Source organism: Streptomyces sp. NPDC007872, assembly GCF_042868165.1.
GTDB lineage: Bacteria > Actinomycetota > Actinomycetes > Streptomycetales > Streptomycetaceae > Streptomyces.
This window is the reverse complement of the sequence record NZ_JBIAEA010000001.1, coordinates 253,532-272,628: the sequence shown is the minus strand read 5'-3', so window position 1 is coordinate 272,628 and position 19,097 is coordinate 253,532. Positions and strand designations below refer to the sequence as shown.

Genomic DNA, 19,097 nt, shown 5'->3' with positions numbered 1-19,097 from the left:
CCTTGCGTACCCTCTCGCTGAACGAGATTATCGCTCAGCGAGAGGAATGGGTATGCCTCCGTCCGCCCACGAACGCGCCTTCGGTCTCGCCTACGACGAACTCCGCGCCCGCTGGCCCGGGTCCACCGAGGAACGGGACGTCGACACCCCGTACGGGCCGACCCGCGTCCACGTCCACGGCCCGGTGGACGGCCCCCCGCTGGTGCTGCTGCCCGGCGGCTCCGCCACCGGCCTGGTCTGGTTCGCCAACGCACGGGCCCTCGGCGCGCGGTACCGGGTCCACGCGGTCGACCTCCTCGGCGACGCCGGCCGCACCGAACGCCGGGGCAGGCCCCTGAAGGGCGCCGACGACCTGACGGCCTGGCTGGACGCGCTCCTGGACGGCCTCGGCCTCACCCGCGCGCACCTGTGCGGCCACTCGTACGGCGCCTGGCTGGCCACCCGGTACGCGCTGCACGCGCCGGAGCGGGTCGACCGCCTCGCCCTCGTCGACCCCACCCAGGTCTTCGCCGGCTTCCGCCCCGGCTACCTGCTGCGCGCGCTGCCCGTCCTGATCCGCCCGAGCGAGGCCCGCGCCCGCGCCTTCCTGGCCTGGGAGACGGCGGGCACCCGTCCGGACGAGGCCTGGCAGCGGCTCTACGCCCTCGCCTCCGCCACCCCCGGACGCAAGCTCGTCGCCGGTGGCCGGCCCCGGGTCGCCGACCTGCGCGCGCCCCTCCTGGTGCTGCTCGCGGAGCGCAGCCGCACCCACCGCGCCGCCGAGGTCGCCGACCGGGTCCGGCGCACGCTCCCGGAGGCCGAGGTGGTCCTGCTCCCGGGCGCCACCCACCACTCCCTGCCGCTCACCGCACCGGAGCGGCTCGACGAACGGCTGCTCGCCTTCCTGGGCTGACGGCACTGTCCGCCGGGCGGCCCGGCCCCACCGGACGGCCCGGCCCCACCGGACGGGCGGAGGACCTGATCCGCCGGACAGGCCCTGTGCGGACCCCCACGGGTCCACGATCCGCCGGACAGGCCCTACGCGGACTCCCGCAGGTCCACGATCCGCCGGATCTTGCCCACCGAGCGCTCCAGCGTCTCGGGGTCGACCACCTCGACCCCGACCGAGACCCCGATCCCGTCCTTGACCGCCGCCGCGATCGTCCGGGCCGCCTCCGCCCGCTGCTCTGCCGTCGCGCCCGCCCGGGCCTCGGCCCGTACGGTCAGGGCGTCGAGCCTGCCCTCCCGGGTCAGGCGCAACTGGAAGTGCGGCGCCACCGCCGGGGTGCGCAGGACGATCTCCTCGATCTGGGTGGGGAAGAGGTTCACACCGCGCAGGATGATCATGTCGTCGCTGCGCCCGGTGACCTTCTCCATCCGCCGGAAGACCCGCGCCGTCCCCGGCAGCAGCCGGGTCAGGTCCCGGGTCCGGTAGCGGATCACCGGCATGGCCTCCTTGGTGAGCGAGGTGAAGACCAGCTCCCCCTCCTCCCCGTCGGGCAGCACCTCGCCCGTGAACGGGTCCACGACCTCCGGGTAGAAGTGGTCCTCCCAGACGTGCAGGCCGTCCTTGGTCTCCACGCACTCCTGCGCCACGCCCGGCCCCATGACCTCCGACAGGCCGTAGATGTCGACCGCGTCGATCGCGAACCGCTCCTCGATCTCCTTGCGCATCTCCTCCGTCCACGGCTCGGCCCCGAAGACGCCCACCTCCATGGAGGTCGACCGCGGATCCACGCCCTGCCGCTCGAACTCGTCGAGCAGGGTCAGCATGTACGAGGGGGTCACCATGATCACCTCGGGCCGGAAGTCCTGGATCAGCCGCACCTGCCGGGCCGTCATGCCGCCCGAGGCGGGGATCACCGTGCAGCCGAGCCGCTCCGCGCCGTAGTGGGCGCCGAGCCCGCCGGTGAACAGGCCGTAGCCGTACGCCACGTGGACCTTGTGCCCGGGGCGCACACCGGCGGCGCGCAGGGAGCGCGCCACCACGTCCGCCCAGACCTCCAGGTCGCCGTCGGTGTAGCCGACGACGGTGGGCCGACCGGTGGTGCCGCTGGAGGCGTGGATCCGCCGGATCCGCGACGGGTCGACGGCGAACATCCCGAAGGGGTAGTGGTCGCGCAGGTCCGACTTGGCGGTGAAGGGGAAACGGGCCAGGTCCGCGAGCGTACGGCAGTCGTCCGGGGCCACCCCGGCCGCGTCGAAGGAACGGCGGTGGAAGTCCACGTTCTCGTACGCGTGCCGCAGGGTCGCGCGCAGCCGCTCCAACTGGAGCGCCGCCAGCTCCTCCCGGCCGAGCCGCTCGCCGCCGTCCAGCAGTTCTTCCGTCATGCGTCGCTCCTCCACGCTCCGCGCAACACCCTCGAAGCAACCTACCGATCATTCGGTAGCTTCGCTCGGGCCAGTAAAACCGGAGGTACGGGGGGCTTGGCAAGGGGTCGGCGAGAGGAAGGCGGGGCCGCCCCGCTCCCGCCCGTCAAAACCCGTTGCCGCTCCCCGGCCCGGGTGCTGGAGTGACCGCCATGGAACCCCCGCACCCGCGCGCGCCGCGCGGCCCCCGTGACCTGCTCGCCCTGTACGACCGCCAGGTGCGCCGCGAGGCCCGCCCCGAAGGCCCCGGCTGCCGCGTCGAGCACGTCGGGGGCGTCGTCCGCGCCACCGGTCCCGCGCACGCGTGGAACGGCGTCCTCTGGTCGGGCCTCGACGGCCCCGGCGCCGACGCCGCCGTCGCCGCGCAGATCGACCACTACCGGGCCGCGGGCCTGTCCTTCGAATGGAAGCTGTACGGGCATGACGCCCCCGCCGGCCTCGGCGACCGGCTCCGCGCGGCGGGCTTCACCGCCGGGGAGTCCGAGACCCTGATGGCCGCCGAGGCCGCCGCCCTGCCCCGGGACGTCCCGCTCCCCGGGGGCGTCGAACTCCGCGCCGTCACCGACGAGGCGGGCGTACGCCAGGTGGTCGAGGTCCACGCGCGCGCCTTCGGCACCGACAGCGCCTCCCTCGGCCGTCAGCTCCTCGACCGGCTCGCGACCGACCCCGGCGGCGTCGCCGCCGTGGTCGCCCTCGCCCACGGCGAACCCGTCAGCGCGGCCCGCCTCGAACTCCACCCCGGCACCGACTTCGCCGGCCTCTGGGGCGGCGGCACCGTCGAGGGCTGGCGCGGCCGGGGCCTCTACCGCGCCCTCGTCTCCCACCGCGCCCGCATCGCCGCCGACCGGGGCCACCGCTACGTCCAGGTCGACGCGGCGCCCACGAGCCGCCCGATCCTGCGCCGCCTCGGCTTCCTCGAACTGGCGACCACGACCCCGTACGCGTACGAGGTCTGATCGGGGCGCCGCTCCTCAGGCGGTCCAGTGCGCGGGCCGCTCGAAGCCCTCCGGGAGGCGGGTGGCGGCGTTCCCCCGGGCCGCGTTCACCTGGGGCTGCGTGAGGAAGAGGGCACCCGTCAGGTCCGCGCCCGACAGGTCGGCGTCCCGCAGGTCGGCACCGATCAGATCGGCGAGCGACAGGTCCGCCCCCGTCAGATCGGCGGCGATGAGCAGCGCCCCGCGCAGGTCCGCGCCCCGCAGCTTCGCCCCGCGCAACCGCTTGCCGATCAGGTCCGCTCCGCGCCGGCTCTTCGGCCGGCCGCCGGCCGTGGCCCGGACCAGCTCGCTCGTCCGGAGCAGCAGCGGATTCACCCCGGCCCGCACGGCGTTCACGTCCAGCTCCTCCAGCGCGTCCGGCGTACCCGACGCGAGCGCCTCGACCCGGGCGAGCGCCGCCCGCACCTCGGCGTGGACGGGACGGGCGGCGGGCAGCGCCAGGGCCTCGGTGAGATGACGCAGCAGCTCGTGCAGCCCGCGCACCACAGGGAACACCTCGTACATCTGCCGGGCCGTCTCCGGGGCCTCGCGCCAGGACACGCCGCCGAAGGTCACCAGGGACACCCGCTGGCCGGCGCCGAAGCAGTCGTACACCGTACAGCCCTGGAAACCGCTCGGCCGCAGCCGCGTGTGGATGCCGCAGCGGAAGTCCTCCCGCAGGTTGCGGCAGGGCTCGCCGGAGGGCTTGTCCACGGCGAAGTCCGCCGACCTGGCGAAGGGCAGCGCCACGCAGCACAGGCCGAAGCAGTTCGCGCAGTCGCCGCGCAGCGCGGATTCCCGGGTGTCGGGCACGGTGAAACGATTCCTTAGGGGTGGGGGAAGGGCGCCGGGGAGAGCGGCCCGTCCACCGTATCGCGCCCGGTCCCGTGCTCTCGGCGAAATTCGTTGCCGAGATCACCGGGGCCGGTGAGGATCGACGCATGCCGACGTTCACGACGTATGACGGAACCGAACTCGCCTACCGCACGCAGGGGGAGGGCGAGCCGCTGGTGTGCCTGGCGGGCGGGCCGATGCGCGACGCCGCCTACCTCGGCGACCTCGGCGGACTCGCCGCCCACCGCACGCTCGTCCTCCTCGACGCCCGGGGCACCGGGGCGAGCGCCGTGCCCGCCGACCCCGGCACGTACCGCTGCGACCGGCAGGTCGGCGACGTCGAGGCGCTCCGCGCCCACCTCGGCCTGGAGCGGATCGACCTCCTCGGCCACTCGGCGGGCGGCAACCTCGCGACCCTGTACGCCGCCGCCCACCCCGAGCGGATCCGCTCCCTCGTCCTCGTCACCTCCGCGGGCCGCGCGCTCGGCGTCACCACCACCGACGAGGAGTGGGACGCGGCCGCCGAGGTCTTCGCCGACCGGCCCTGGTACCCGGAGGCCAGGGCCGCGCTCGACGCGATCGGCCCCGACACCCCGCTGTCCCGCGTGTGCGAGATCACCGCGCCCTTCGCCTACGGCCGCTGGGACGAGGCCGCCCGGGAACACGCGGCCGCCGCCGACCGGCAGACCCGCTGGGAGGCCGCCGGCGCCTACCACGGCGAGGGCGCCTACGACCCGGCGGCGACCCGCCGCGCCCTCACCGCGCTCACCGCTCCGGTCCTGGTCCTCGCGGGGGAGCGCGACGCCGGACCGACCCCCGCCAAGGCCGCGGAGGCGACCGCCCTCTTCCCCTCCGCCGAGCTCGTCGTCCAGGCCGGCGCCGGGCACCACCCCTGGGTGGACGACCCGGACGCCTTCGTCCGCGCGGTCACCGCCTTCCTCGATCCCGCCGTCCGCACGGTCACCGTGGACGGCGTGCGCCTCGCCCACCGGGTCGCGGGACCCGAGGACGCCCCGCCCGTCGTCCTGGTCCACGGACGCGGCGAGAACAGCACCACCTGGGCGCGGGTGGCGGCCGACCTGGCCGCCGACCACCGGGTGTACGCGCTCGACCTGCGCGGCCACGGACTCAGCGACCGGCGCCCCGGCGGCTACGGCTTCGACGCCTTCCGCGACGAGCTCGGCGGCTTCCTCAAGGCCCTCGGCCTCACCGGCGCCACCGTCGTCGCCCACTCGATGGGTGCCGCCGCCGCGTACCTCCTCGCCCGGGACGAGCCCGGCCTCGTCGGCCGCCTCGTCCTGGAGGAGCCCCCGGTCTTCTTCCCGCTCGACCCGCCGCGCCCCGCCGCCGAACGGCCCGAGGGCCCCCTCGGCTTCGACTGGGAGGTGGTCCGGGCCACCGACGCCCAGCTCAACGACCCCGACCCCGACTGGCGCGACCGGCTCGCGTCGATCACCGCCCCCACCCTGGTCCTGGCCGGCGGCCCGACCAGCCACGTGCCCCAGGAACGGCTGTCCTGGCTGGCGGACCGGATCCCCGGAGCCCGTCTCGTCACCGTCGACGCCGGCCACCTCGTCCACACCGACCGCACGGCCGAATTCCTCTCCCTGGTAAGGGAGTTCGGCCTGTAGGAGGGAGGGCTTCCCTCACCCGCCGTGGCGTTCCTGGGCGGCCATCACCTCGTCGCCGTGCTCGAAGGCCCACGCCCCGAACGCGTCGATCGGACCGAGCAGGGTCCGCCCCAGCGGGGTGAGCCCGTACGTCACCCGGGCCGCAGCCCCCGCGTGGACGTGCCGCTCCACCAGGCCGTTGAACTCCAGCCGTCGCAGCGTCTCGGTGAGGACCTTGGAGCTGATCCCGCCGACGCGCCCGCGCAGCTCGACGTGGCGGCTCGGGCCGTCGCGCAGGGCCCAGAGCACCACCGAGTTCCAGGTGTGGGCGAGCAGGTCGAAGGCCAGCCGGGCGCGGCAGTCGGCGAGGTATCCGTCGGAGGTCACGCACCAAATGGTGCCCGACCGGCTCCCTAGTGTCGTCCCCGGAGTGCCGGACGTCGGCACCGGAGGACCGGAAGACCGGAAGGACGGGAACGATGAGGATCGGTGTACTGGGCACGGGCGACATGGCGGACGCCCTCGCCACCCACTGGGTACGGGCGGGCCACGAGGTGCTCGTCGGCGGCCGCGACGCGCGAAGGGCGGAGCGGCTCGCCGCCCGGCTCGGCGGTGGGACGCGGCACGGGAGCCTCGACGAGGCGGCCGGCTTCGGGGCCGTCGCCCTCGCCGCGCTGCCGTACGGAGCGGGGGCGGAGGTCGTCGCGGGCGTACGGGCCTCCCTGGCCGGGCGGGTCCTGCTGGACTGCTCCAATCCGGTGGGCCCCGGCTTCCGGCTGCTCACGGACGGCGGCCCCTCCGCCGCCCGCCGGCTGGCCGACGCGGCGCCCGGGGCGCGGGTCGTCAAGGCCTTCAACCTCTGCCACGAGGACGTGTGGCGGATGACCCCGCCGGTCTTCGACGGCCGGCCCCTCGCCGTCCCGGTCTGCGGCGACGACGGGGAAGCGCTCGCGCTGGTCGAAGAGCTGGTGCGGGACACGGGCTGCACCCCGCTGGCCGGGGGCGGCCTCGACCGCGCCGGACTGGTCGAGGCGACCGCCGCGCTCTTCATCGGCCTGTGGGTCGGGGAGGGCGCGGACGCCCAGGCGATCGCCCCGCCCCTGGCGTTCGCCACGGGACCGGCGGAGGGCCTCCCGCCGCACCCGTGACCGTGCCCGCCTACCCTGGCGCGCATGAACGCGGAACGCGACCTGACCCGGCTCCTCTCCGGCCTGCGACCGGAACTCGACCCCGGCCGGTACGTCTTCACCACGGTGGACGGCCCCGTCCCGGCCGGGCTCGTCCCGGTGGTCACCGTCACCGAGCCCGAGGGGCTCACCCTCGTCGTACGGCAGGAGGAGGCGGACGCGGCCTCCCTCCCGTACGACTACGTGGCGGGCCGGATCACCCTGCGGGTGCGCTCCGCCCTCGACGCCGTCGGGCTCACGGCCGCCGTCGCGCGCGAACTCGCCGGCGCCGGCCTGAGCTGCAACGTGGTGGCCGGGTTCCACCACGACCACCTCTTCGTCGAACGCGCCCGCGCCGAGGAGGCGTTGGGCCTCCTGAACCGACTGGCGGAGCGGTCGGGCGGCGACCGGGGCGAGTGAGACGGTTCCGGCCGGGGCGTGCGGGGCCGGTCGCCCGTACGGCGCACCCGGAGCGACCCTCCGGGCACCTCGGGTGACCGCCGGGGCGCCGGGTACCCCGCGCGCGAGCCTCCCGGAGCGGGCCGCCGGGGGCCCGTCCGGGCCTCGCCCGAGCCCCCGCAGAGCGAGGAACGGGCACCGCGGCACACCGGTGCGGTCGGGGCGGCCGTACGGAGCCGCCCGGCGCGTCGCGCGCCGCCCCGGGGCACGTACCATGGCCGTATGTCCTTCCTCCGCCGCCGCAGCGCCGCCACACCCGCGGGTCCGGACTTCGACGTCCTGGCCATGGACCCGGGGGACTGGCCCGGCAACCTCGGCGCCGGCCTGCTGCCCGCACCCGACGGCTCCTGCCAGGGAGTGTTCCTCCGGTACGACCTGTTCGGCGGCCGCGGCCCCGCGATGATCATCGGCAACCTGCCGGAGGGCTCTCCGGCCCGCGAGCTCGCGGACGGCCAGATCCCCTTCGAGGTGGCGCAGCTCCTCGCCGCCCTGGAGAACGACGAGCCGGTCGAGGTGCTCGACACCGAGGACGTCCCCGTGATGCAGGGCGACAACCTCCTCGTCGTCCGCCGCCTCAAGCTCTCCGAGAGCCGCATCTCCTGCGTCCAGTTCGACCGCAGCGACAACGTCCTCGTGACGATCGCCAGTTGGGACCGGCCGATCACCGACGACCTGTACGCGCTGCTCAAGCCGCTGCCCGCCGAGCTGTTCCAGCAGGGCTGACGGGGGAGCGGGGCAGCGTGAGCGCGCGCGTCGACAGTTGGATCTGGGCGGTCCGCCTGACCAAGACCCGCTCCCAGGCCGCGGCGGCCTGCCGGGCCGGACACGTCAAGGTCAACGGCGAGCGGGTCAAGCCCGCCCAGCCGGTGAAGCCCGGCGACGAGGTCCGGGTCTTCCACGGTGGCCGGGAGCGGATCGTCGAGGTCAAGGTGCTGCACACCAAGCGGATCGGCCCGCCGGTCGCCGCCGAGGCCTACGTGGACAACAGCCCGCCCCCGCCGCCGCGCGAGCACGTCGCGGTCGCCGCCGTCCGCGACCGGGGCGCGGGCCGTCCCACCAAGCGCGAACGCCGGGAGATCGACGAACTGCGCGGCCGTCGCCCCTGAGGAGACGTGAGGCCCCCGGGACCCTTCCGCGTGCGTCAGCGGGGAGCGGACCCCAGCAGTTCCGCCACCCGCGCGGCCGAGGTGCCGAGCCCCTTCGGGCCCCGCCCGTGCCGCAGCAGCGCGGTCCCGGCGCCCGAGCGCACGTCCTCGGCCCGGTAACGCCGTACGTTCCGGTGCCAGTTGAGGATCCCGGCGAGCCAGTCCTCCAGCTCCCGCAGATACGCCCCGAAGGCCGCCCTGCCCTCCTCGTCGAGCCCGAAGTCCTCGAAGAGCAGAGGCACTTCGTGCTTCTTCACGTGCTCGTACTGGCGCAGTCGCCCCCGCATCAGGTCGTCGACCATCGCGACCGCCGTCGGATAGTCGCAGTCGAAGAACGTCTGCAGCACGAGGACGCCGTTGTGCACCTCGCCCTCGACCTCGACCTCCTTCTGGTACGAGAAGAGGTCGTTGAGGAGCGTCGCGTAGTCCATGACCGACCGCTCCAGGGCGCGCACCGTGCCCGTGCGGTAGAGCGCGGGCGGCAGCGCGTCGGCGTGCCGCAGCCGGCACAGCAGGGTGGTCAGCTCCGAGCCGAAGGTGGAGCGGCGCATCTCGATGTAGTCGACCGGGTCGGGCACCCGGTGCTGCGCCTGGTTGTGCAGCTCCCACAGCCAACTGTCCAGCATGGCGTCGAGCGCGTACCGCAACTGCCCCCGCGCCTCCGGCGACATCGGGCCCGCCGTCCGCGCCCAGAGGTCGGCGAGCGAGCGCTCCATCGGATTCACGGCGGACGACGCCCCCAGGGCCGGGTCCTCCAGCGGCATGCAGGCCTTGAAGCGCTCGGTCTGCGCCTTCGCGCCGGCGAGGTCGCGCGGCCGGCCGAAGACCAGCGGATAGTGGTCGTCCCCGTACGTGCCCCAGGTCAGCCACTCGGAGCTGAGCTCCAGCTCCTCCGGGGTGGCGTCCGGGTCGAGCCCCGCCGCGCACAGCGCGAGGTCGAAGCCGTCCATCATCGGGCGGTCCCAGATGTCGTCCAGGAGCCCCATCCGCTCGGCCCAGTCCTCCGAGCGCCGCTTCGCCTCCGCGTGGTGCGGGCTGAGCGCCAGCGGGTACGGCAGGTCGAACTCCGGAAGCAGCGAGGGCCCCACGTGCCGGTGCGGCACGTGGGTGAGCGTCCGCAGCCGCGCGGCCGCCGGACGCCCGAAGAGGTTCCGCACGTCCAGGGCCGAGGTGCCGATGATCCCGTCCAGGTGCGAAGGACCGCCGGCCATCCCCTCGTTCATGTACCGGCTGGAGCGCATGTGCCACTCGTGACCGCCGGACTGCCAGTCCTGGAGCCCCTTCACGTACGCCGCGACGGCCGCGCACTCCTCCGGCGAGAGGCCCTTCTCGACGGCGAGCGGCGGCACCTCGGTCAGGGCCGTGTTCTCGAACTGGTGGAGCCGCGAGGTCAGCAGGTCGTTGACGGCGTTCGCCGCCTCCTGTGTCGTGCAGCCGAGGAACCGCTCCAGGACGAGCACGCCGTTGCTGTTCTCGCCCTCCTCCTCCACCTCGCGCTGGTACGAGAAGAGGTCGTTGCGCAGGTGCACCGCGTCCGAGAAGGTGTCCCGCAGCACGCACAGCGGCCGGGAGTGCGCCACCCGGTCCGGGACCTCCGCCCCCGCCGCGTACTCGACCAGCCCCGCCGACCAGGGCGCCCCGCCCACCTTGCGGCGCATCTCGATGTACTCGACGGGGTTGGCGACGCGCCCCTCGTTGATGTTGTCGAGCTCCCAGAGCGACTCGTAGAGCAGGTGCTCCGTGGCCTCCGCGAACCGTTTGCGCCAGCCCTCGGACATGGAGGGCACGGTCCGCAGCCAGAGGTCCGCGAGGCCCGCCTCGACCGGGTTGGACGGCTCCGGCATGTCCACCGGGTCCGCCGGCATGAACATCGGCAGCCGGTCCAGATAGGCCTTGCTCCCCGCCCGGTCCTGGGTGCGCTTGAAGACCTCCAGGAAGTGGTCGTCGAAGAAGAAGACCCAGGTGTACCAGTCGGTGACGAGGTTCAGGGCCTCCTCGCCGCAGTCGGGGTGGGTGTAGGCGCAGAGCAGCGCGTAGTCGTGGGAGTCGAGGTCGTGCTCCTCCCACACCCCCGAGCCCTCCAGCATCCCCCTCTCCCGCGCCCACGCGCGCGTGTGCGTGCGGGCGGCCTCCACGTGGGGGTTGAGGCGTGCCGGATGCGGGACGTAGAAATCCGGCATGACGAAGGGCTGCGGCATGTGCTGGGGGGCCTTCCGGTGAACGAGGGTCGGGTGACCGGGCCAGCCTTACCCCTCGCCCGTACGGCGCACACGATCTCCCGAATAGTCGTATGAACGCCGACGGGGCGGTGCCGGACCGCGCGTCCGGCACCACCCCGCGCCTTTCGGCCGCCTTCCCGCTAGATCCGGGAAACCCGCACGTCGGCGGCCTTCACGAAGGCCACCCGGTGGCCGAACTGGATCTCGTAGTACTCCTCCCGGCCCCGGACGACCGCGTGCCCCGTCGTGTCGAACGTCGGTGCGAAGAGGTACTCGCCCGGGGTGCGGTCGCCCACCACGTACCGCTGACCGGCGAGCAGCCTGTACGGCAGCGGCGACACCGCCTGGACCGGCACGCCCGCCGGATAGGCCGAGGCCTCCGGGTAGGCCCGCCCGTACACCGGCACCTCCGCCAGGCCCTCGCGCGGCGTCAGGACGAGCCCCCGTCCGTTCACCGCCGTCGGCTGCCTGCGCGGGTTGTGGAACCAGGCCTTCTGCCCGAGGTACCAGACCGCCGTCCAGTCGCCCCGGCGCTCCGCCACCGCGAAGCTCTGCCCCGTCGAGGCACGCGCTCCCGTGTCGTTGACGCCGGTGGTGGAGTACTCCCCGCCCGGCCGCAGCCCGACGTCCTTCACCAGGGGCGCGTCCTCGTCCGGCGCGGTGCGCAGGCGCACCGCCCCGCTGCCGTGCGGCGCGCACGCCGTCCCCGCCGCCGCGCAGTCGGTGTAGACCGGCCGGTGGGCGTCGTAGTCCGGCCGGATCGTCACCACGCCCGCGTGCGGACCGGCGCTCGGGACGATCGGACGGCCGAGCAGCCGGAAGTAGTGCGCCCAGTCCCAGTACGGGCCCGGGTCCGTGTGCATGCCCCGGATCGAGGACGTCACCGTGCCCGGCACGTTGTCGTGTCCCAGGACGTGCTGCCGGTCCAGCGGGATGCCGTACCGGGCGGCGAGGTACCGCACCAGGCGCGCCGACGACCGGTACATCGCCTCCGTGTACCAGGAGTCCGGCGAGGTCAGGAAGCCCTCGTGCTCCAGACCCACCGACTTGGCGTTCACGAACCAGTTGCCCGCGTGCCAGCCGACGTCCTTCAGCGCCAGGTGCTGCGCCACGTGCCCGTCGGAGGAGCGCAGCGAGTACTGCCACGACACGTAGGCCGGGTCCTGCACCAGGCCCAGGGTCACGTCCCAGGTGGCCTCGGTGTCGTGGATCACGATGTAGTCGATCGACTGGGAGACGGGCCGGTCCGCCTTGTCGTGGTTGCCGTAGTCGCCGTCGCCGAACTCCTCGTACGGCGCGGGGATCCACTCGCAGGCCACCGTCCGCGGGCACTCCACGGGGCCGGCGGCCGGCGCCCGCAGACCGAGCGCCGCCACCTGCCCCGTGACGGGCGCGACCGCCGGGGCGGCCGGGAGGGTCACGACCTGCCCGCTGTCCGTCGTCCGCGTCTCCCCGGTCCGGATCACGTCGAACACGTCGTTCGCGTACGCGGCCGCCGTCGCCGCGTCGTCCGCGCCGGAGTACCGCGCCACCGCCCCGTACCAGTCGGCCGGGTCCGCGCTCGCGGGCAGCCCGGCCTCCCGCTGCGCGGCGGCGAGCAGGGCCGCGCCGCCCTCGATGTTGGCGCCCGGCCGGGTCCGCAGCTCCTCGGCCGGGATCCCGGACAGCGCGGACGCCCGCTCCAGGGTCCGCAGCCGTCCGGGCAGCCGGCCGGCGGACGGCACCGGCGCCGGCGCCTCCGTGCGCGCCGGGCGCGAGGAGTCGCCGCGTGCGTCCTCCTCGCCGTCCGAGTGGTGCGGGGCGGACCGCTTCAGGGCCGTCACCGCGTCCGTCAGGTGCATCGGCCCGTACCCGCCGGTCACGCTCGGCGCGCCGCCGTGGCCGTCCCACCGCGACTGGAGGTACGAGACGGCGAGCAGCACGCTCTCGGGCACGCCGGTGCGCGCGGCGGCCCGGGTGAACTGCCCCTGGAGGGAGCCCTCCTCGGGCGCGTCGGCGCCGGCCGGCGGCGCGGCGGACAGCAGGGGGAGCAGCAGGGCGGCGGACGCCAGGGCGACCGCCGCCCTCGGCGCGCGGACCGGCGGCGTACGTCTGCGGGACCCGGAACGGAGCAAGGCGGCCTCCAAGGCGTGGGGGTGACACGGGGAGCGTGCGGGGCCGAACCCGTACAGGGGTATCGGCTCCCGGACGATCCGTCAATCACACCTGGAGCCATGAAAGTTCGCACGTCAGAGCGGGAACGGCGGCCGAACGGCGGAGTTTCGCGGCGACGGGCCCCGGGCCTGGGACGCGTCACTGGAGTGGACCACTGGAGGGGCACCCGCGGGGGAGGGCGGGGCCGGAGAAGCCGGTGCGCCGCGTCCCGGTGTGTCGGCACCGGGCGCACGGCGCACCACCCCCGTGGTCGGCGGGCCCCGCCCTTCAGCGCGTCCCGACCGCCGCGCGCACGGCCCGCCGTGCCATGGCGCAGTCGTCGTGCAGCCGCCTGAGCAGCAGCCGCTGTTCCTCCCCGGGGGCGAGCGCCCCCGAGGGCACCGGCACGGAACCGGCCGGCGGAGCCTCCTTCATGGTGCGCTGCACCGCCGTCTCGTAGGTGCGGATCTCCCGCGTGAGCACGATCATCAGGTTCACCAGGAAGGCGTCCCGGGAGGCCGGGCCCGCCTGCTGGGCGAGCTGACTGATCTGGCGCCGGGCCAGCGGCGCGTCACCGAGCACCGCCCACAGGGTCGCCAGGTCGTAGCCGGGCAGGTACCAGCCCGCGTGCTCCCAGTCGACCAGGACCGGCCCGGTCGGGGAGAGCAGGACGTTGGAGAGCAGGGCGTCGCCGTGGCAGAACTGGCCCGTGCCCTGGCGGCCGCCCGCGTGCGCCAGACCGTGCAGCAGCTTCTGCAGGTCGTCCCGGTCCCGGTCGGTGAAGAGCCCGAGCTCGTGGTAGCGGGCGATCCGGGCGCCGTAGTCCAGCGGGGCGTCGAACGTCCCGGCCGGTGGCCGCCAGGCGTTGAGCCGGGCGATCGCGCCGAGCGCGGCCCGCACGTCGGCGCGGGGCGGGGCCTCGACGGGGTGGCGCGAGAGGGCCGCCGCCCGTCCCGGCATCCGCTCGATCACCAGCGTGCAGTTCTCCGGGTCCGCCGCGATCAGCCGGGGCGCCCGCACCGGCGGACGGTGCCGGACGAAGGCGCGGTAGGAAGCTATCTCGTGCCGGAACCGCTCGACCCAGGCCGGCGAGTGGTCCAGTAAACACTTCGCGACCGCCGTGGCCCGTCCGGTCGTCCCGACGATCAGTACGGAACGACCGCTGCGCCGCAGTACCTGCACCGGCTTGAACTCCGGGCAGATGCGGTGGACCGAGGCGATCGCCATCTTGAGCTGCGCGCCCTGGGGACCGGACAGATCGATCCTCCCGCTGACCGGCTGGGTGCCGGTGCCGCCCGCCCAGCGCCGCGGCCGGACGGCCTGCGGCGCGGGGGCGAGGTACGGTCCGGCGCCGGCGGGGACGACGCGGTGCTGCGGCCGGGGCGGGGCGGACACGGAGGACGATGCTGTGTACATGGAGGTGACAGATCCCTTCGTGTGCCGACGAGTTGCGTGCGTCGCCCCGCCCGCCCCCGGTCCGCACCCTGGGGAATGAGGGCCGGTCGACGGGACGGGGTGGCGCGTTCCTACCTGACACCCGCGCGCGGGTGGCGGAACATCGGGCGCACCCTGGCGAACCCTGGCGAATAGTCGCCAGCCCCATGACAGGGGGTTACTGTCAACTCAGCCGAGAACCTGGGGGCTTAGACGTGACCGGAGAAACCAACACCCGTCTCGCGGACCTGTTCGGCCTGGCCGGCTGGTCCAAGGGAGAACTCGCGAGGCTCGTCAACCGGCAGGCGGCGGCCATGGGCCACCCCCAGCTCGCGACCGACACCTCGCGGGTGCGGCGGTGGATCGACCGGGGCGAGACCCCGCGCGACCCCGTCCCCCGGGTGCTGGCAGCACTGTTCACCGAGCGACTCGGCCGTGTCGTGACCATCGAGGACCTCGGGTTCGTACGACACGGGCGTGCAGGGAAACGGCAGGACGTCAGCACGACGGAGAACCCTGACCAACTGCCCTGGCCACCCGATCGTACGGCGGCGGTCCTCACCGAATTCACGGGAATGGACCTCATGCTCAACCGACGCGGCCTGGTGGGCGCGGGTGCCGCGCTTGCCGCCGGCTCCGTACTCAGCAAGGCCATGCACGACTGGCTGCAGACCGATCCCGCCCGCCCGGGCGCCGCTCCGCGTGCCACCGATCCCCTCCACGCCGACCCCGCCGGGTTCGACCGCTACGAGGCCGCCCCCATCGGGTCGGAGGAGATCGAGGCCCTGGAGCACTCGGTGCAGGTGTTCCGCGCCTGGGACGCCTCCCGGGGCGGCGGCCTCCAGCGCAAGGCCGTGGTGGGCCAGCTCAACGAGGTGGGCGGCATGCTCGCCTACCGCCACGCCGACCACCTCCAGCGGCGCCTGTGGGGCGTCGCCGCCAACCTGGCCGTCCTCGCGGGCTGGATGTCCCACGACGTCGGCCTCGAACCCACGGCGCAGAAGTACTTCGTCATCGCGGCCCACGCGGCCCGCGAGAGCGGCGACCGGCCCCGGGCCGGCGAGGCGCTGTCCCGTGCCGCGCGCCAGATGGTGCACCTGGGCCGGCCCGACGACGCCCTCGACCTGATGAAGCTGGCCCAGACGGGCTCGGGCGACCGGCTGCTGCCCAGGACCCGGGCCATGTTCCACACCATCGAGGCCTGGGCGCAGGCGTCGATGGGCCGGGGGCAGGCCATGCGCCGGACCCTCGGCGAGGCCGAGGACCTGTTCGTGTCGGACCGGCGCGACGAGGCGACGCCGGACTGGATGCAGAACTTCGACGAGGCCGACATGCACGGCATGGAGGCCCTCGCCTACCGGACCCTCGCCGACCACGACCCGACGGCCGCGATCCCCGCGCAGCGCCACGCCAAGCTGGCGCTCGAACTGCGGAGCAAGGGGCACGAGCGGTCCAAGCTCTTCGACCACATCTCCCTGGCCTCCGCCTGCTTCATCGCCGACGACCCGGAGCAGGCCGACCGGTACGCCCGGCTCGCCCTCACGTCCATGGGGGAGACCTCCTCCCACCGGACCTGGGACCGGCTGCGGGAGATGTACCGGCTCACCGGCCAGTACGCCGACTACGCCAGGACCGACGTCCTGCGCGAGGAGATCGAGCTGGCCCTGACCCGGTCCCCGGTGAACCGCCCGAGGCCCGGACAGGCCTGATCCCCGGCCCCTTCGGGGGACCGGGGACCGGGACTGCGACTACCGGTCGTCGGCCGGCTCAGTGGCCGACCCGCACCACCATCACGCAGGCGTCGTCCTCGCGTGCCTCCTCGCCGAACTCCTCGACCACCATCCGCACGCCTTCCCGCGCGTCCCGCGCGCCGGCGAGCCGGGGGCCGAGGGCGAGCAGGCGTTCCGCTCCCGTGTCGTCGTCCGTACCGCCGTCCCGGGTCAGCCCGTCGGTGTGCAGGACGAGCAGGTCGCCCGGGAGCAGTCGGGTCTCGGCCTCGTCGTACGCGGCGCCGGCCGTCGCCCCGAGGAGGACGCCCTCGGGACGCCGGAGGGCGCGCCCCGTCCCGCCGCGGAAGAGCAGCGGGGCGGGGTGGCCGGCCTGCGCCCAGGTCAGGGTCTGGGCGACGGGATCGTACCGGCAGCACATGGCGCTGCCGAGCGCGGGCTGCACGGAGGTCTCCAGGAGCTGGTTGAGGTGGCCCATCAGGGCGGCGGGGCGGATCCCGGCGACCGCCATGCCCCGCAGCGCGCCGAGGAGCATCGCCATGGAGGAGGTCGCGGCGACCCCGTGACCGGTCAGGTCGCCGACGGTCAGCAGGGCGTCCCCGTCCGGCAGCGCGAGCGCGTCGTACCAGTCGCCGCCGATCAGTCCGGTGCTGGCGGCCGGGAGGTAGTGCGCGGCCACGTCGAGCGGGGCCGGGCCGCCGTGGGCGAAGTGCAGCGAGCCGCGCCAGGGCGGCAGGACCGCCTCCTGGAGCTCGACGGCGACCCGGCGCTCGGTGCGCTCGATGTCCCGGCTGCGCTCCAGGCCCGCCCGGCTCTCCCTGACGGCCCGCTGGCTGCGCCGCAGTTCGCTGACGTCCCGCAGGACGGCCCACATGGAGGCGGTGCAACCGCCGGCGTCGAGGACGGGCTCGCCCGTCATGTGGACGGTGCGCACCCGCCCGTCGGCCCGGACGATCCGGAACTCGCCGTCGATCGGCTTCCCGTCGATCAGACAGTCCGTCACCATCCCCTGGAGGAGGGGCTGGTCCTCGGCGAAGACCATCGTGGGCATCTCGTCGAGCGACATCGGACCGCTCTCGCGGGTGCGGCCGAAGATCTGGTACAGCTCCTCGGACCAGCTCACCTCGTCGGTGAGCAGGTTCCACTCGGCGCTGCCGACCCGGGAGAGCAGCGCGCCGGTGCGCGCCGGCGCGGCCGCGCCGTACGCGGTGCCGGGATCGGTCGCGAACCCCGCGTCGTGGAGGTCCTCCCCGCCGCTCTCCGTCCCCGGCGACACCTCCACCGGAACGCCCGCGCGTAACTGGCCCAACTGGGCTCCGAGGTCGTCGAGTTGGTGTACGGCGAGGTCGCACAGGGCGCGCTGCCACCGCTGCTGCGGGTCGTCCTCGTCCGCCACGGCGTCCCGGCGGACGGCGTCGACCTCGCCGCGCAGGCGGCGGGTCTGCGAGATCAGCGCGTCCACCGCGCCCGGCTCCGGCGGCTGGGCGGGGCGGTCCGCGAACAGAGGGGACGGCATGTCGTACTCCGATGCAGGCGCGGCGCGGCCAAGAGTGAAGAGGAGGCCCGCATACGACTGTTGCACAGCCCGGGACGGCTCGTAAGAGGTTTGGCAACACTCGATCCGGTGGTGCTTCTGGCATATGTCAAAGGCCCGGAAGGGGGCGGGGAGGCCGCGAACGGAGGTTCGGTGGGAGGGGGAACTGTACGAAGCCGGTCGTGCCCGGAGCGGCGTCCGGCACCGCCTCCGCGCGCACGGCGGTTCCGGGCCCCCGCCCGCGGCGGCCTCCGGAAGCGGGCCGGGCCTCCGGGGCGCGGCGGGCTGCGAGAGGATGGGGCGGTGTCCACCTCACCGAGCCCGGCCCAGGACCCCGCGCCACCGGCGGCGCGGCGACCGCTCCGCACCGAGCGGCTGCTGCTGCGGCCCGTCCGCGCCGGTGACGTTCCGGCCGTGACGCGACTGTGGACCGATCCCGACGTACGGCGTCACCTCGGCGGCCCCGTCACCGAGCCCGTCATTCGCATCCGGCAGCGGCGGATCGTCGGGGCGCCCGGCTTCCACGCCGTGGTCCGCGCCGAGGACGGCGTCCTCCTCGGGCTCGTCACGGTGGAGGAGGGCGGGCGGAACGGGGAGACGGAGGTCTCCTACCAGTTCCTGCCCGAGCACTGGGGGCACGGGTACGCGCGCGAGGCGGTCGGCGCGGCCGTCGCGCGGGCCCTGGAGAACGTGCCCGGCGTGGTCGCGGTCACCCAGGAGGCCAACCACCGCTCCCGGCGGCTCCTGGAGGCCGTCGGCCTGGAGCACGCCGAGTCCTTCGTGGAGTGGGACGCGCACCAGGTGCTGTACCGGCGACGGCGCGACGACGGGCCCGCCTGAGGCCCTTCCGCCCGTCGGCGCCGTTCACCGCGGCCGCCCGCCCGCCGCCAGTGCCGCCACCGCCCGCTCCAGCCGTGCCGCCCTCGTCCGCGCGGTGCGGGCCTGCCAGAGGCTCAGGATCACCAGATAGCGGTCCGTCCTGTTCAACGCCTCGAAGGCCGCCGCGGCGCGGGGCTCGGCCGCCAGGGCCACCGCGAGGTCGTCCGGCACGGTCGCCTCCTTCTGGGAGGGGTACGCGGCCTCCCACCGCCCGTCCGCCCGCGCCGCCCGCACCTCGGCGAGGCCCGGCTCGCGCATCCGGCCGGCGGCGGTCAGCGCCTCGACCTGGCGCACGTTGACCTGGGACCAGAGGCTCCCGGGCGGGCGCGGTGTGATCTTCTGGAGGTACGACCGCTCGTCGCGCGCTCTGCGCTTGCCGGTGATCCACCCGTGGGCGAGCGTGGCGTCCAGGATCTCCTCGGCGGTGGGCGAGGCCAGGTCCGAGCCCTTGCGGGCGAGCAGCAGCCAGATGCCCGGGGTGTCGCCGTGGTGCCTCTCCAGCCAGGCCTCCAGCTCCTCCCCGCCGCCGAACGTGATCACCGCGAGTCCCTCGACCGTCTCCACCCGAACCTCCCCCGCACCAGGACCTGGACGGTGACACGATACGGTCGGCGGCCGGGACGTCCGCTCCCGC

Annotated in this window: 17 protein-coding genes; 9 read left to right on the top strand and 8 right to left on the bottom strand. The window is 74.7% G+C overall.

From position 1 onward, the window contains the following. The first annotated feature begins 46 nt into the window (after positions 1-46). Positions 47-892: an alpha/beta fold hydrolase gene (locus ACFYNX_RS01190; protein ID WP_388656294.1), complete on the top strand. Its 846-nt coding sequence runs from the start codon at positions 47-49 to the stop codon at positions 890-892. Positions 893-1,017: 125 nt separating this feature from the next. Here the strand turns inward: ACFYNX_RS01190 and paaK are convergent, their stop codons facing one another. Continuing rightward, entirely contained in the window at positions 1,018-2,310 is a 1,293-nt protein-coding gene (gene paaK / locus ACFYNX_RS01185; RefSeq protein ID WP_388656291.1) for a phenylacetate--CoA ligase PaaK, read from the bottom strand. 191 nt (positions 2,311-2,501) lie between these two features. On the opposite strand from paaK, the gene ACFYNX_RS01180 reads away from it, so the two are divergent. Further along, positions 2,502-3,305 carry a GNAT family N-acetyltransferase gene (locus tag ACFYNX_RS01180; RefSeq protein ID WP_388656288.1) on the top strand — a complete coding sequence of 268 codons (804 nt, stop codon included), beginning with the start codon at positions 2,502-2,504 and terminating at the stop codon, positions 3,303-3,305. 15 nt (positions 3,306-3,320) lie between these two features. On the opposite strand, the gene ACFYNX_RS01175 is transcribed toward ACFYNX_RS01180, so the two are convergent. Then, positions 3,321-4,136 carry a pentapeptide repeat-containing protein gene (locus ACFYNX_RS01175; protein ID WP_365545355.1) on the bottom strand — a complete coding sequence of 272 codons (816 nt, stop codon included), beginning with the start codon at positions 4,134-4,136 and terminating at the stop codon, positions 3,321-3,323. 128 nt (positions 4,137-4,264) lie between these two features. Between ACFYNX_RS01175 and ACFYNX_RS01170 the strand changes: the two genes are divergently transcribed. Next, complete coding sequence (locus ACFYNX_RS01170; RefSeq protein WP_388656285.1) at positions 4,265-5,788, top strand: alpha/beta fold hydrolase; 1,524 nt, start codon at positions 4,265-4,267, stop codon at positions 5,786-5,788. 15 nt (positions 5,789-5,803) lie between these two features. Here the strand turns inward: ACFYNX_RS01170 and ACFYNX_RS01165 are convergent, their stop codons facing one another. Beyond that, positions 5,804-6,154, bottom strand: coding sequence for a helix-turn-helix domain-containing protein (locus tag ACFYNX_RS01165; protein ID WP_365545361.1), 351 nt, complete (start codon positions 6,152-6,154; stop codon positions 5,804-5,806). 92 nt (positions 6,155-6,246) lie between these two features. Here ACFYNX_RS01165 and ACFYNX_RS01160 point away from each other — a divergent pair, with 92 nt between their 5' ends. From ACFYNX_RS01160 to ACFYNX_RS01145, 4 genes are all read left to right on the top strand, one after another. Continuing rightward, positions 6,247-6,915, top strand: a complete 669-nt coding sequence (locus ACFYNX_RS01160) for an NAD(P)-binding domain-containing protein (RefSeq protein ID WP_365545364.1) — start codon at positions 6,247-6,249, stop codon at positions 6,913-6,915. Between the two features lie 24 nt (positions 6,916-6,939). Beyond that, the gene (locus tag ACFYNX_RS01155) at positions 6,940-7,353 is read left to right on the top strand and encodes an ACT domain-containing protein (protein WP_388656282.1); all 414 of its coding nucleotides are present in this window, start codon (positions 6,940-6,942) and stop codon (positions 7,351-7,353) included. A 261-nt stretch (positions 7,354-7,614) separates the two neighbouring features. Further along, positions 7,615-8,115 carry a hypothetical protein gene (locus tag ACFYNX_RS01150; RefSeq protein ID WP_388656279.1) on the top strand — a complete coding sequence of 167 codons (501 nt, stop codon included), beginning with the start codon at positions 7,615-7,617 and terminating at the stop codon, positions 8,113-8,115. 17 nt (positions 8,116-8,132) lie between these two features. Beyond that, positions 8,133-8,498: an RNA-binding S4 domain-containing protein gene (locus tag ACFYNX_RS01145; RefSeq protein ID WP_030208147.1), complete on the top strand. Its 366-nt coding sequence runs from the start codon at positions 8,133-8,135 to the stop codon at positions 8,496-8,498. A 35-nt stretch (positions 8,499-8,533) separates the two neighbouring features. Here the strand turns inward: ACFYNX_RS01145 and ACFYNX_RS01140 are convergent, their stop codons facing one another. From ACFYNX_RS01140 to ACFYNX_RS01130, 3 genes are all read right to left on the bottom strand, one after another. Next, positions 8,534-10,735, bottom strand: a complete 2,202-nt coding sequence (locus tag ACFYNX_RS01140) for a germacradienol/geosmin synthase (protein WP_388656276.1) — start codon at positions 10,733-10,735, stop codon at positions 8,534-8,536. Between the two features lie 161 nt (positions 10,736-10,896). Continuing rightward, positions 10,897-12,870, bottom strand: coding sequence for an N-acetylmuramoyl-L-alanine amidase (locus ACFYNX_RS01135; protein WP_388656273.1), 1,974 nt, complete (start codon positions 12,868-12,870; stop codon positions 10,897-10,899). A gap of 307 nt (positions 12,871-13,177) precedes the next feature. Continuing rightward, positions 13,178-14,305 carry an aminoglycoside phosphotransferase family protein gene (locus ACFYNX_RS01130; RefSeq protein WP_388656270.1) on the bottom strand — a complete coding sequence of 376 codons (1,128 nt, stop codon included), beginning with the start codon at positions 14,303-14,305 and terminating at the stop codon, positions 13,178-13,180. Between the two features lie 233 nt (positions 14,306-14,538). Here ACFYNX_RS01130 and ACFYNX_RS01125 point away from each other — a divergent pair, with 233 nt between their 5' ends. After that, positions 14,539-16,032 (top strand): hypothetical protein, encoded by a 1,494-nt coding sequence (locus ACFYNX_RS01125; RefSeq protein ID WP_365545377.1) that lies wholly within the window; start codon positions 14,539-14,541, stop codon positions 16,030-16,032. Between the two features lie 58 nt (positions 16,033-16,090). On the opposite strand, the gene ACFYNX_RS01120 is transcribed toward ACFYNX_RS01125, so the two are convergent. Next, positions 16,091-17,566: a PP2C family protein-serine/threonine phosphatase gene (locus ACFYNX_RS01120; protein WP_388656267.1), complete on the bottom strand. Its 1,476-nt coding sequence runs from the start codon at positions 17,564-17,566 to the stop codon at positions 16,091-16,093. Positions 17,567-17,887: 321 nt separating this feature from the next. Between ACFYNX_RS01120 and ACFYNX_RS01115 the strand changes: the two genes are divergently transcribed. Further along, positions 17,888-18,424 carry a GNAT family N-acetyltransferase gene (locus ACFYNX_RS01115; RefSeq protein WP_365545383.1) on the top strand — a complete coding sequence of 179 codons (537 nt, stop codon included), beginning with the start codon at positions 17,888-17,890 and terminating at the stop codon, positions 18,422-18,424. Positions 18,425-18,448: 24 nt separating this feature from the next. Here ACFYNX_RS01115 and ACFYNX_RS01110 read toward each other — a convergent pair whose 3' ends face one another. After that, positions 18,449-19,027, bottom strand: coding sequence for a YdeI family protein (locus ACFYNX_RS01110; protein WP_388656264.1), 579 nt, complete (start codon positions 19,025-19,027; stop codon positions 18,449-18,451). Positions 19,028-19,097 lie beyond the last annotated feature (70 nt).